General features: G+C 43.8%; 13 protein-coding genes. All 13 read right to left on the reverse strand.

What is annotated here, in order from left to right; all coding sequences use genetic code 11:
- Nucleotides 1–44: 44 nt before the first annotated feature.
- On the reverse strand, nucleotides 45–572 hold the full coding sequence (gene yihI, locus PR675_RS12195) for a Der GTPase-activating protein YihI (protein ID WP_004923620.1): 528 nt from the start codon (nucleotides 570–572) through the stop codon (nucleotides 45–47).
- A gap of 200 nt (nucleotides 573–772) precedes the next feature.
- Complete coding sequence (locus tag PR675_RS12200; protein WP_004923617.1) at nucleotides 773–2107, reverse strand: NCS2 family permease; 1335 nt, start codon at nucleotides 2105–2107, stop codon at nucleotides 773–775.
- Between the two features lie 215 nt (nucleotides 2108–2322).
- Entirely contained in the window at nucleotides 2323–3075 is a 753-nt protein-coding gene (locus PR675_RS12205) for an amino acid ABC transporter permease (RefSeq protein ID WP_004923612.1), read from the reverse strand.
- A 1-nt stretch (nucleotide 3076) separates the two neighbouring features.
- On the reverse strand, nucleotides 3077–3829 hold the full coding sequence (locus tag PR675_RS12210) for an amino acid ABC transporter permease (protein ID WP_014657009.1): 753 nt from the start codon (nucleotides 3827–3829) through the stop codon (nucleotides 3077–3079).
- A gap of 102 nt (nucleotides 3830–3931) precedes the next feature.
- Complete coding sequence (locus PR675_RS12215) at nucleotides 3932–4762, reverse strand: ABC transporter substrate-binding protein (protein ID WP_004923605.1); 831 nt, start codon at nucleotides 4760–4762, stop codon at nucleotides 3932–3934.
- Nucleotides 4763–5070: 308 nt separating this feature from the next.
- Nucleotides 5071–5787, reverse strand: a complete 717-nt coding sequence (gene phoU / locus PR675_RS12220) for a phosphate signaling complex protein PhoU (RefSeq protein ID WP_014657010.1) — start codon at nucleotides 5785–5787, stop codon at nucleotides 5071–5073.
- A gap of 13 nt (nucleotides 5788–5800) precedes the next feature.
- Nucleotides 5801–6577, reverse strand: coding sequence for a phosphate ABC transporter ATP-binding protein PstB (pstB, locus tag PR675_RS12225; RefSeq protein WP_004923601.1), 777 nt, complete (start codon nucleotides 6575–6577; stop codon nucleotides 5801–5803).
- A 37-nt stretch (nucleotides 6578–6614) separates the two neighbouring features.
- Entirely contained in the window at nucleotides 6615–7496 is an 882-nt protein-coding gene (gene pstA / locus PR675_RS12230) for a phosphate ABC transporter permease PstA (protein ID WP_004923598.1), read from the reverse strand.
- Nucleotide 7497: 1 nt separating this feature from the next.
- A complete protein-coding gene (gene pstC / locus PR675_RS12235; protein ID WP_004923595.1) occupies nucleotides 7498–8454 on the reverse strand; it encodes a phosphate ABC transporter permease PstC in 957 nt (318 codons plus the stop codon).
- A gap of 112 nt (nucleotides 8455–8566) precedes the next feature.
- A complete protein-coding gene (gene pstS, locus PR675_RS12240) occupies nucleotides 8567–9610 on the reverse strand; it encodes a phosphate ABC transporter substrate-binding protein PstS (RefSeq protein WP_004923592.1) in 1044 nt (347 codons plus the stop codon).
- Nucleotides 9611–10094: 484 nt separating this feature from the next.
- Nucleotides 10095–10853: a hypothetical protein gene (locus tag PR675_RS12245; RefSeq protein WP_272526079.1), complete on the reverse strand. Its 759-nt coding sequence runs from the start codon at nucleotides 10851–10853 to the stop codon at nucleotides 10095–10097.
- Between the two features lie 187 nt (nucleotides 10854–11040).
- On the reverse strand, nucleotides 11041–12372 hold the full coding sequence (gene envZ / locus PR675_RS12250) for a two-component system sensor histidine kinase EnvZ (protein WP_071599669.1): 1332 nt from the start codon (nucleotides 12370–12372) through the stop codon (nucleotides 11041–11043).
- Nucleotides 12369–13088 carry an osmolarity response regulator transcription factor OmpR gene (gene ompR, locus PR675_RS12255; protein ID WP_004923581.1) on the reverse strand — a complete coding sequence of 240 codons (720 nt, stop codon included), beginning with the start codon at nucleotides 13086–13088 and terminating at the stop codon, nucleotides 12369–12371. Before ompR ends, envZ begins: the two co-directional genes overlap by 4 nt.
- Nucleotides 13089–13137: the final 49 nt, after the last annotated feature.

A 13137-nucleotide genomic window follows, 5' to 3' on the forward strand; every position in this document is an offset into this window, starting at 1 on the left:
CCAAAACCTCCTCCGGCAGTGCACCGGAGGAGATAGAAAAACGATTATTTACTTTTCAGGATACGCATAATGTCATCCAGTTTATCTTCGTCTTCTTCTTCATCGTCGTCGGTCAGTTCAATACCTAAAATAGACATCAGCTCATCAATGCGGTCTAAACAAGTATCAATATACGCCTGCTCTTCCGCTGTCACCGTTTCACCATCTTCTAAACGCGCCAACAAGCTATCTAAACGATCGTCCTGCTCAAGCATTTCAAGCTCTTGCTCTGGTGATAATTTAACTTTTACTGCCGGCTCTTTAGCGGGCGCTGGGCGTGTTACCACCGCATTATCATCAACAACCAACGGAATCGGTTTTTTGCTACCCACACGTGGGTCTAGGGCCTGATTTTGATTTCCAGACTTGCTATTCGTTGATTTTTCTTGATAACGCGCCCCTGATTTATTACCACGATGCTTTTTCTGGCGTTTGCGCTCACGCCCTTCTGCATTAAGCTCTTCTTTTGTTTTACGGTACTTTTTCTTGGTTTTGCTGGCGGTTTTACTTGCCGGTTTTTTTGGTGAATTCATGGTCTGATACCTTGATAAGTCAGTTTCTGCTGCGGAATCTAGCAGAATCCCTCAAGCTGTGAAAGCACTTGAGCAGCAATTAAAACGGTTTTTTGCATTTTGCTTGTCAGTCTTATTGATTATAGCTCGAATTGATAGCAATTAAGAGTATTTGATGACAAAACGGCTCCAAGAAGGGAGCCGTTAGATAAGGAAGGTGATTAGGCGTCGACTAAAACCATTTTTAAAATAAATAAAATGGAAACTAAAACAACACATAACCCTAAGTCGCGCCAACGACCAGTACCGATCTTCATTGCACAGTAAGCGATAAAGCCTAATGCAATACCTTCTGTAATCGAAAAGCTAAATGGCATCATGACCGCAGTAATAAATGCAGGCACCGACTCCGTCAAATCATCCCACTTCACACGCGTTAAACTGGATGTCATCAACACGCCAACATAAATCAGCGCGCCCGCGGTTGCATAAGCAGGAACCATACCCGCTAAAGGAGAAATAAACATGGTTAATAGGAATAACACCCCGACCACAATGGCAGTCAGACCAGTACGCCCACCAACAGATACCCCCGAAGAGCTTTCGATATAAGCGGTTACCGATGATGTTCCCATTGCAGAGCCGGCAACAGAACTTAAGCTATCCACATAGAGTGCTTGCTTCATGCGCGGGAATGTTCCGCGAGCATCAGTAATGCCAGCTTTATCCGTAACCCCAATCATTGTGCCGGATGAGTCGAATAAGTTAACCAACATAAAAGCAAAGATGACCCCAGACAGCGCCAAGTCCAGTGATCCCAAAATATCGACTTGCCCCACTACACTGGTGATGCTAGGTGGCAAAGAGAAGATGCCGTTGAACTTCACATCGCCTAATGCAAGGCCAATCAAGGTAGTGACCACAATGGAAACTAATACTGCTGCATGAATATTACGGGCAGCTAAAATTGCAATAATGAAAAAGCCCAGAGCACCTAACCAAACGTTATGTTGGGTGAAGTTACCAATGGAGACTAAAGTGTCTGGATTCGCCACGATAATACCTGAATTTTTCAGCCCCATCATGGCAATAAATAGACCGATACCGCTGGTGATCCCCACACGCAAACTCAATGGAATATTTGCAATGATCCAGTAGCGGATACGAAAGAGTGTTAGAATAAAGAGACCCACAGCGCCCCAGAACACAGCGCCCATCGCAACTTGCCATGAATACCCCATCGCCCCAACGACGACAAAAGCAAAAAAGGCATTTAGCCCCATTGCTGGTGCCACCGCGATAGGTAGGTTTGCTAATAACCCCATCAAAATACTGCCGATAGCCGCAATTAAACAGGTCGTTACGAATACGGCTTTAATGTCCATCCCTGCGACAGATAAAATTTGAGGGTTAACAAAGACAATGTAGACCATTGTGAGGAAGGTTGTAAAACCTGCAACGACTTCAGTTTTCGCCGTTGTTCCGTGTTCTTGTAATTTAAACACGCGTTGGAACAGACCCTGTTGTTGCACAGAGCCAGAAGATTGATTACTCATTAGATATTGCGCCCAAAAAAAGTTTTTTTCGCCCTATCCTACAACAAACAAATCGAGAGTGTTACCGTTAAAATGAAAAAAAGAAAACGTTTGCGTGATGATAATACTCAAAAGTGCGTTAACTTACTGATACAGCAAGATGAATTGGAATTTACAGAAAAAAGAAATTTTTGCGTGATCGTGGCGGCGCCATTTGCACCGCCACATTATGATGATTACGATAAGGCGAGTAGCTTCTGCCTACGCCAAAAGAGTAATGACCGCTTCGCAGCAAATGGTTTAGCCCCACGATGATGACTTAAACGTTTTGCTATCAAGTTGGCGACAATTTCTAATGTCAGACAGATGACAAAGTAAATAAACGCGACAAATAAGAAAATTTCGAGTGGATAAACCATTTCACGGTTATTCACCTGTGTTGCCAAAAATGACAGTTCAGCAACGCCCACAATGTAAGCCAAAGACGTGTCTTTAATCAGCGCAACCCATTGGTTAATAAACGATGGCACCATCATGCGTAATGCTTGGGGTAAAACTATTTGCCAAAGCACTTGCCAACGGCTAAAACCTAACGATAAGCCAGCCTGCCATTGCCCTTTGCCTATTGCTAAAATGCCCGCCTTAACCGCATGGGCCAAATACGCCGACGTGATTAAGGCGAGAGCGCAAATCACTGAGGCGATACCCGGTATTTCGGTTCCGAGCACAACGGGCAAAAAGAAATAAGTCCAAAAAATCAGCATAATGACGGGAATGGCGCGGAAAAAGCCTAAAACAGCAGCGAACAGGTTCATCCAGAAACCACGTAACATCGCTAAGGCAACACCACCAAGCGTACCGAATACAATCGACATTGCCCCCGCGACCAAGCTGATAATTAATGTTAATGCGGCACCTTCAATAGGGCCATCTGGAAACGCACCAAACAAAAGGTACTGCCAGTTTTGCTCAATGACTGAAAAATCCATCTTACACACTCTCCACTAAATTACGTTGCGCTCGCCACTGCCCCCAACCTTCCATTACCGCGATAATCGCAATATACAGCACAGTGGCTAGGCCAAATGCCGTAAATGTCTGTAGTGTTTGGCTTTCAACCTGACGTGATACATAAGATAGCTCAGCCACACCAATCGCCATGGTTAAAGAGGAGTTTTTAACGACATTCATGTATTGCCCGAGAAGAGGTGGCATGGCTATTTTAACGGCCTGGGGTAGCACCACATGTTTCATCGCTTGCCACCCTGTTAAACCCAGCGCAAAAGCGGCATATTTTTGGCCTTGTCGTACACCACGAATACCGGAGCGTATTTCTTCGGCAATAAATGGTACGGTATATAACGTTAAGCCAATAAAACCTGCTAAAAATTCAAACGAAGGCCAACTGAGCGTCATCCCCGCAAATGTGATTTCGTGGGGAGTATTAAGCCACGCCATCATATCCGATGATAAAATTTCACCGGAAGCGAAATACCAGAAAAAGAGTTGAACCAACAACGGGGTATTGCGAAAAACGGAAACATACACTCCGACAATCCAGCGTAGCGGAGCAATTTGGCTATCCCTTGCCGCAGCAACCACAAAACCTAATAACGTTGCAGCGATAATGGTACAAATGGAGATCCAGAGGGTCAGTAAAAAACCATAACCAAACCATTCCAAATACTCGGGAGCTAAAAAATGCTCAGAAAGAAACTCGCCGCTCGTTAATTTTTCAAACATAAGTGCTGCCTTTTATAACTAAGAACCCCGCGATAATATGCGGGGCTATTTATTCTATGCTTATCGACCAGTGAGCATGGAATCGGCGAAATAGAACGCCTATTATTTTTGCTGATCCAGTGGTGCAAATTTGAACTCACCGCGAGGTTGAGCGGCCTTTGTATCAGGGCCAAACCAACGGTTATAAATCTGTTCTGCTTTGCCTTCTTTTTCAAGCTTCAACAACGTGTTATTCACATTTTCGATTAAACGTGTTTCACCTTTAGCGGCAGCAACCGCTTGATATTCGCGAGTGATGCTAAATGGAGAGATTTCAAAATCTGCTTTGACTTTCTCAGGTAAGTTACCAAGTAATCCCACTAATTTTGCATCGTCTTGGGTAATTGCTTGCACGTTACCATTGCGTAAAGCCGCAAATGCCTGTGGTGTATCATCATAAGAAATGACTTTTGTATTCGGATAACGTTCACGTAATGTCACTTCTTGCACGGTACCTTTGTCGGCACCAATACGTAAAGGTGCGATATCATCAGGCGTCTTCAATACCCCTTTACGCGCAATAAACTTTTGCCCTGTTGCAAAATCAGGAATAGAAAAATCAACCTGCTTAGCACGTTCATCAGTGATAGTGAAATTTGCCCCAATTAAATCGACTTTACCTGAAGTCAGTAGTGGAATACGGTTTGCTGGGTTGGTTGGACGCAACTCTAACTTGACGCCAAGGTCATCCGCTATCGCCTGTGCGATATCAACATCATAGCCCGCGAGTTTTTTCGTTTGTGGGTCAATAAAACCAAATGGTGGGTTACTGTCAAAAACAGAGATACGGATCACACCCGCTTGCTTAATATCATCCAGCTTATCTGCATTGGCGACATTGGCCACCAGCGCAAGGCCTGCAAGTAGTGCGGTAGTTAAAACGCGAGCTTTCATTGAACACCTCTGACGGTAAACTTATGTAAATTGACCATCCCAAGTTATCAAGGAACGCTTATTTCTTGAAATACTATTAGTTAATATATTTATATCAAAAAAGAATATATAAATGCGGATATAAAAAAAGGGCAAACACCATCGGAGACGCCCTAAATTATGGTCTAAACCATGAATAGCCTTTTCTTATAACGAAAAGGAAAAACGGAAATGTTTAAAGGTTGACTAGAGCGGGTATCACCCCAGACGAAAAAGAAAGTTTGTACCAAGGAGTCACCGTGAGGCGGCCCCTTGGCGGCATTACCTCGTTATTCCTTCTTAGTGATCATCTTTTCTAAGCGATCACCACCTACATGACGGAAGTCTTGGCCTTTGACATAGTAAAAAATAAATTCACAGATGTTTTGGCAACGATCACCGATACGTTCAATAGAGCGAGCACAAAACAGCGCAGTCAGTACACTTGGGATAGTCCTTGGGTCTTCCATCATGTACGTCATCAGTTGACGCACGATCCCTTCGTATTCTTGGTCTACCTTTTCATCTTCTCGATAAATCCGAATGGCTTCTTCCAAGTCCATGCGTGCAAAGGCATCTAAGACATCATGCAACATTTGCACAGTATGACGACCTAATGACTCTAGGCTCACCAATAACGGCTGGTGCTGGTGAGAAAACTTTTCCAATGCAGTTTGGCAAATTTTATCGGCAACATCACCAATACGCTCAAGTTCGGCAATCGTTTTAGAAATTGCCATAATCAGTCGCAAATCGCTCGCTGTCGGCTGGCGTTTTGCGATAATTTTCACGCATTCTTCATCAATAGCCACTTCCATCATATTGACTTTATGGTCATTTTCGATAACTTCGCGCGCAAGAGCCTCATCCTGATTATGCATCGCTGTGATAGCTTTGGTGAGCTGTTCTTCAACCAGCCCTCCCATTGTCATCAACTCTGTATGGATATGTTCCAGTTCAGCATTGAACTGCCCAGAAATATGTTTGTTGTGGTTCAGCGTATCCATAGTCGGCTCCATATCAACCGTAACGACCAGTAATGTAGTCTTCAGTTTGTTTCTTTTCAGGTGTGGTGAACATCTTGTCTGTATTATTAAACTCAATCAGCTCACCCAAATACATAAAGGCCGTATAATCAGAACAACGCGCAGCCTGTTGCATATTATGAGTTACGATCACCACGGTGTATTCAGATTTGAGTTCGCTGATCAACTCCTCAATGCGCCCTGTTGAAATTGGGTCAAGAGCTGAACACGGCTCATCAAGCAATAACACTTCAGGGCGGATAGCAATACCACGTGCGATACATAGACGCTGTTGCTGACCACCAGATAGGCTATAACCACTTTGATGTAATTTATCTTTGGTCTCATTCCACAGAGCCGCTTTGGTTAATGCCCATTGAACGCGCTCATCCATCTCTACACGAGAGAGTTTTTCAAACAGGCGTACACCAAATGCAATATTATCGTAGATTGACATTGGGAATGGCGTTGGTTTTTGGAATACCATTCCGACCTTGGCACGTAACAGAGCGATATCCTGTTTGTCTGTCAGAATATTTTGACCATCAAGTAAGATTTCACCTTCCGCACGCTGTTCACCGTACAGCTCATACATTTTATTGAAGGTACGCAGTAAGGTCGATTTACCGCAACCAGATGGGCCGATAAAGGCGGTGACTTTATTTTTTTCGATATCTAATGAGATATTTTTTAATGCGTGGAATTTCCCGTAATAAAAATTAAGGTCACGTACTTTAATCTTACTGTTTGCAATATCATTTGCATTAATCATGGCAACTTCTCTCTATAAATCTTTATTCAATCCGGGGTTAGTGTTTTTTCTGAGCAAACACAACACGTGCGACGATGTTAATTAACAAGACACATAGGGTGATTAATAGAACCCCTGCCCATGCCAGTTGTTGCCATTCAGAGAACGGGCTCATCGCAAATTTAAAGATAGTGACGGGTAAGTTAGCAATTGGCTCATTCATATCCGTACTCCAGAACTGGTTCGACAGTGATGTGAACAGTAATGGTGCGGTTTCCCCCGCAATACGAGCAATAGCCAGCAAAATACCTGTAATGATCCCGGAGACAGATGCTTTAAGCGTAATCGATAAAATCATTTTCCATTTTGGCGTACCTAGCGCATATGCGGCTTCTCGTAAGCTATCCGGCACTAACTTCAACATGTTTTCAGTGGTACGGATAACAATCGGAATTTGCAACAACGCCAATGCGATAACGCCAGCCCAGCCAGAGAAGTGCTGCATTTGCGCCACCACAATGGTATAGACGAATAGCCCCACCACAATCGATGGTGCTGAAAGCAAAATGTCATTAATAAAACGCGTTACAGAAGCTAGCCATGATTTACGGCCATACTCTGCCAAATAGATCCCTGCTAAGATCCCAAGCGGTGTACCCACGACCGTTGCCCACAAGATCAACAGCCCACTACCTACGATAGCATTAGCAAGGCCGCCCCCTTCCGTATTCGGTGGAGGAGTCATTTCTGTGAACAAGTTCAATGACATGCCATCGAACCCTTTGGTAACGGTTGAGAACAAAATCCAAATTAACCAGAACAGCCCAAATGCCATTGTTAGCATCGAAACAAACAGAGCGATTCGGTTAACTTGGCGTCGCCATGCCTGACGACGGGCTCGTTCTTTTTGATTAACGACAATATTATCGGATGTCGACATATTAACGGCCCTCGTTCTTCGCTAAACGCATAACCATGAGTTTTGATATCGCCAGAACAATAAAGGTGATAACAAATAGAATTAACCCAAGTTCCATCAGCGCAGCGGTATGTAGACCACCTTCCGCTTCGGCAAATTCATTCGCCAATGCAGAAGTAATACTGTTACTCGGCATAAACAACGAGAAACTATCCAGTTGATACGTATTACCAATTACAAAGGTCACCGCCATTGTTTCACCAAGCGCGCGCCCTAAACCTAACATTACCCCACCTATCACACCGTTACGTGTATAAGGCAGAACAATATTCCAGATCACTTCCCATGTGGTACAACCGATACCATATGCTGACTCCTTCATCATGACAGGTGTTTGTTCAAACACGTCACGCATGACAGAGGCAATATAAGGAATGATCATAATGGCGAGGATAATACCTGCTGCCAAAATACCAATCCCGAATGCAGGACCTGAGAAAAGCTCACCGACAATTGGGATACTCGACATCACATTGCCAACAGGCTCTTGAAAATATTCCGCAAACAGCGGCGCAAAAACAAACAGCCCCCACATACCATAAACGATACTAGGAATGGCAGCGAGAAGCTCAATCGCAATCCCTAATGGGCGTTTTAACCAATTAGGTGCAAGTTCAGTTAAGAAAAGAGCAATACCAAAGCTCACGGGTACTGCAATAATCAGGGCTATCAGTGATGTGACGATGGTGCCATAGATAGGCACAAGCGCACCAAACTCCTCAGCGGGAGCATCCCATTCTTTAGTCCATAAAAACGAAAACCCAAATTTTTGCATACTCGGCCACGAGGCAAAAATAAGGGAAATAATGATGCCACCAAGCATTAACAAAGTGATTAGCGCGGCAATTTTGACTAATGCGCCAAATATCACATCGCCTGACTTGCTCGGTGCTTTAAATGCCGTTGTTTTTTCGGCCATGCGCTTTGTCTCATCCTACACCTACTTTATTTAGTAGGATTTAGTTACTACGTCAGAAGGCGGATGTTAATCCTAAGCATCCGCCTACCATTACCAACCCGAGGCTCACTGATTAGAACAGTGGTTTGCCTTGGCTATCTTTGACTTCTGTTTTCCATGCTGCACGAATTGCTGTCACAACTTCTTGAGGAAGGATAGCATAATCCAATGCTTCTGCTTGCTGACCACCTTTCTCATAAGCCCAGTTAAAGAAATCGAGCACAGCTTTTCCTTTTTCTGCATTCGCTTGATCTTTGTGAACTAAGATAAACGTGGTTGAGGTAATTGGCCATGCGTTCTCACCATTACGGTTAGTCAGGTCTTGAGCGAATGACTTAGACCAGTCAACTTTCTTCGCTGCTGCGCTGAAGCTTTCACCTGTTGGGGAAACAACCTTACCATCTGCGGAAATGAGTTTAGTATAAGCAAGGTTATTCTGTTTCGCATAGGCATACTCCACATAACCGATAGAGCCTGGTAAACGCTGGACGAAAGCTGCAACGCCATCGTTACCTTTACCTGCGACGTTGTTTTTCGGCCAGTTTACTGTAGAGCCTGCACCAATATCATTTTTCCAGCTTGAGCTGACTTTTGATAAGTAGCTCGTAAATACGAACGTCGTACCTGAGCCATCAGAGCGTCTTACCACTGCAATGTTTTGATCGGGTAAGTTAACACCTGGGTTCAATTTAGCGATGGCAGGATCATTCCATTTGGTGATTTTACCGAGGTAGATATCACCTAATGTTGTACCGTCTAATGTCAATTGACCTGACTGGATACCCTTTACGTTAACCGCCAGTACCACACCACCAATTACGGTTGGGAACTGGAATAGGCCATCTTCTTTCAATTTTTCATCGGTTAATGGCGCATCAGACGCACCGAAATCAACCGTTTTTGCATTAATTTGTTTAACACCACCAGAAGAGCCAATCCCCTGATAGTTCACTTTATTACCTGTTTCTTTCTGATAAGAGTCCGCCCACTTAGCATAAACTGGAGCAGGGAATGTTGCACCCGCGCCAGTTAAGCTTGTGGCAGCAAAAGAAGACATTGCAGTCATTGAAAGGGTTGCTGCCATTACGCTAGCTAAGGTTGTACGCATCATTTTCATAATCCCTCCGGGGATGTATAGAAACAATTAAGTAGTAAATTGTTGGTGAAATGTCACGGTAGGAAAAATAGGACAATTTGATGACAACAACATGTCTGATTTATGACAGTTTTATGACAATTGACGATTTTCGTCTAGCTATCGAAAAAAACAGCAGCTTAAAAAACAAAATTGACCATAAAATCAATGAGTAATGAAATACAGAGCAGAATATCTCTATATTGAGACCACCATGACAAACTGTCATAAAAAAGTCGTAAAATCCTTTTTTACTGCTTCTCTATTTTGATAATACGGTTTAATTCACCGTTTCAAGGGAGAAACATGCGCTTGCCATCAAGGGATTAAAATCAGCAATTTGCGTATGCGGTCAGACTACCATCACAAAATGGTCATCTCGCGTGGTGCCTGCTTTATGATAAAGCAGGCAGATAATCAGCGAAAATTGAGCCTCACGCCAGCTACGCAAACAACAAGCAAATATTCATTGTTCTTTATTTGACTTGAAAACCGGATGTTGTTTGAGCTGAGCGATTACTTGATCCATCCCCGTTTTATCATGAGCGGTCTGCGATAATGTCGCTATAGTGTTGCGAAGACCTGCAAATTTTGCCATCGGCGGTGGAGGTGGCGGTGTATTTGTCGACGTCGGTTGCTCCGTGGCTGCGGCTTGGTATTTCTGCGCATTGGCTTTAAATACTGGGCTATTTTTAAGTTCAGCAATCACTTGATCCATCCCCGTTTTACCATGAGTGGTCTGCGATAATGCCGCTATATTGTTGCGAAGACCCGCAAATTCTGCCATCGGCGGTGGAGGTGGCGGTGTATTTGTCGACGTCGGTTGCTCCGTGGCTGCGGCTTGGTATTTCTGCGCATTGGCTTTAAATACTGGGCTATTTTTAAGTTCGGCAATCACTTGATCCATCCCTGTTTTTCCGCCATCTCCTGTTTGAGCGGGCTTAATATCAGGCTTTGGCATAGGGGGTGGCATAGGAATAGATAATGCCCCTTTCGATGCTAAGGGTTGATTTGGAGGTAGTTGTATAACGGTTGCCAGTTGTTTGCTCCATTTCACCTGCTTAAAGGCCTTTTTGGGTTCTTGAAACAGCCCTACGACTGTGTTTTTGATATTAATTATTCCCGTGGAGAGTGTAGCCTGCTTTTGCTTTCCCTCTATTCCAGCGAAAGCTAATGCCGCTTTACTCTGAAAACAGCAAATAGGTTTAGAAAAATAGATATGCATAAATTCACCTGAGTTATTTTATTTATGTTTATTATCTAAATAAAATAACTATCAGATCTTTTATATAACGATGGTATTACTTATAGAGTAAGTTATTTTTTATATGATGACTGGCGCGTAAGATAGGCGTTAATACCGAAATAAAATAGAAGGTAGGTCGTTTTATACGACCCACTACCGACAATGGTTACTCTTCTTTTTCTTTCAATGGCAGGAGTGCACGAATGGCGAAACCGCCGCGTTCACTTTTATGGATTTCGATACTACCTTCATGGGCATCGACAATACGGCGGATAATTGCCAATCCTAGCCCTGTTCCCTTATTGCTACGGGCTTTTTCACCTTGCACAAAAGGTTGGAAGAGGCGTTGAATATCTTCTTCTTTGATACCTGCACCATCATCTTCCACTTGGAACCAAACCGAATCCTCATTTTTGCCACTGCTCACTTTGATCCAGCCGTTACCATAGCGATAAGCGTTAACAATCATATTGGTGATGGCGCGTTTAATGGCTAATGGATTCGCATTCACGATCAGACTACCCGGCTCCAGTGCCGTTTCAATTTCACCAGTCACGCTCGTTTCAGCGGTAACTGCCTCATTGAGGATGCTATTTAGGTCACAAAACTCCATATTCATTTCCTGACCCGTTTTCAGGTAGTCCATAAACTGACCAATAATCGCATCACACTCTTCAATATCCTTATTGATGGATTCTGCTAGGTAGCCATCTTCAGGGCTCATCATTTCCGTCGCCAATCGGATCCGTGTCAGTGGGGTACGTAAGTCATGACTGACCCCCGCCATTAAAATTGTCCGATCATTTTCAAGCGTCTTTATGCCCGCAGCCATATGATTAAAGGAGCGGATCGCGGCTCTTACCTCAGTTGCCCCTTTTTCTTGCATGGCGGGTAATATGACCCCTTTCCCCACTTGCCCTGCATGGTATTCAAGTTCAAGTAATGGCTTGTTTTGGTAACGAATATAGAGCCAGACCCCTGCAAAAATAGACAGGAAAATAGCTAAAGTATAACGGAATACTAACGAAAATTGGTTTTGCCCAATTTCAGTTAATGGCACACGCACCCAGATATCAGGCGCAAGATAGGAGGTTAACCAAAGAATAGGATATTCGCGGCCAAGCTCAAGACGCACTTGGGCTTCGCCACCAATATATTCCGACATGTTTTCGCTGAGAAAATCGTATTCTTTCGCCCAATTTAAGCCTTCTTCCATCGCGGCTGATTGAGCATAAAAGGTGATCCCCAACTCATTGTAGATTTTTTTACGTAATGCGGGAGAGACCCGTACTGTGGTTCCATCTTGCAGCACCATCCGCTCCGTCATTAATGTTCGCACTTCATAAGCCAACACTTTGTTGAATTGCTGCAAACTTGGCATAACAACAAAATTCAGCACCACCATATAGCTGGTGACAAGGCTGGCAAACAGTAATGCAACAAACAAAAATAACGAACGCGAAAATGTACTACGGCGAGAGAACCTCAGTCGCTTCATGCTTTACTACCGTCCGGCACAAATACATAGCCCAAGCCCCAGACTGTCTGAATGTAGCGAGGGTGAGCTGGATCTTCTTCAACCATACGACGTAAACGTGAAATTTGAACGTCAATTGAACGTTCCATCGCACTGTATTCACGGCCTCTCGCTAAGCTCATCAGCTTATCACGAGATAATGGTTCCCTTGGGTGCGAAACCAATACTTTAAGTACAGCAAACTCACCGCTCGTCAAAGGCATATTTTCTTCGCCTTGGAACATTTCACGGGTGCCTAGGTTCAGTTTAAACTTACCGAAGGTAATAATCGCATCATCCTGAGATGGTGCGCCTGGCAATTCGTTTGCTTGGCGACGTAATACAGCACGAATACGTGCAAGTAATTCACGCGGGTTAAAAGGTTTAGGAATGTAATCGTCGGCGCCAATCTCTAAACCAACAATACGGTCAACCTCTTCACCTTTAGCCGTTACCATAATAATCGGTATTGGATTGTTTTGGCTGCGTAAACGACGACAAATTGACAGACCATCTTCACCTGGCAACATCAAATCTAAAACGATTAGATGAATCGACTCCCTCGTTAGGATCCTATCCATTTGTTCAGCATTCGCGGCACTACGTACCTGAAATCCTTGCTCTGTGAGGTAGCGTTCAAGCAAGGCACGCAAACGCATATCATCATCGACGACAAGAACTTTATAGCTTTCTTGCATTTTGTAGCCCTCAAGATGTGCAATCTATCGAAATTATTTTTAAAATAAG

Source organism: Providencia sp. PROV261, assembly GCF_028477945.1.
In the GTDB taxonomy this organism is placed as follows: domain Bacteria; phylum Pseudomonadota; class Gammaproteobacteria; order Enterobacterales; family Enterobacteriaceae; genus Providencia; species Providencia stuartii.

Excerpts from the sequence above, each read along its gene's own strand:
- yihI (WP_004923620.1), bottom strand. The coding sequence starts at position 572 with ATGAATTCACCAAAAAAACCGGCAAGTAAAACCGCCAGCAAAACCAAG.
- PR675_RS12200 (WP_004923617.1), bottom strand. The coding sequence starts at position 2,107 with ATGAGTAATCAATCTTCTGGCTCTGTGCAACAACAGGGTCTGTTCCAA.
- PR675_RS12205 (WP_004923612.1), bottom strand. The coding sequence starts at position 3,075 with ATGGATTTTTCAGTCATTGAGCAAAACTGGCAGTACCTTTTGTTTGGT.
- PR675_RS12210 (WP_014657009.1), bottom strand. The coding sequence starts at position 3,829 with ATGTTTGAAAAATTAACGAGCGGCGAGTTTCTTTCTGAGCATTTTTTA.
- PR675_RS12215 (WP_004923605.1), bottom strand. The coding sequence starts at position 4,762 with ATGAAAGCTCGCGTTTTAACTACCGCACTACTTGCAGGCCTTGCGCTG.
- phoU (WP_014657010.1), bottom strand. The coding sequence starts at position 5,787 with ATGGATACGCTGAACCACAACAAACATATTTCTGGGCAGTTCAATGCT.
- pstB (WP_004923601.1), bottom strand. The coding sequence starts at position 6,577 with ATGATTAATGCAAATGATATTGCAAACAGTAAGATTAAAGTACGTGAC.
- pstA (WP_004923598.1), bottom strand. The coding sequence starts at position 7,496 with ATGTCGACATCCGATAATATTGTCGTTAATCAAAAAGAACGAGCCCGT.
- pstC (WP_004923595.1), bottom strand. The coding sequence starts at position 8,454 with ATGGCCGAAAAAACAACGGCATTTAAAGCACCGAGCAAGTCAGGCGAT.
- pstS (WP_004923592.1), bottom strand. The coding sequence starts at position 9,610 with ATGAAAATGATGCGTACAACCTTAGCTAGCGTAATGGCAGCAACCCTT.
- PR675_RS12245 (WP_272526079.1), bottom strand. The coding sequence starts at position 10,853 with ATGCATATCTATTTTTCTAAACCTATTTGCTGTTTTCAGAGTAAAGCG.
- envZ (WP_071599669.1), bottom strand. The coding sequence starts at position 12,372 with ATGAAGCGACTGAGGTTCTCTCGCCGTAGTACATTTTCGCGTTCGTTA.
- ompR (WP_004923581.1), bottom strand. The coding sequence starts at position 13,088 with ATGCAAGAAAGCTATAAAGTTCTTGTCGTCGATGATGATATGCGTTTG.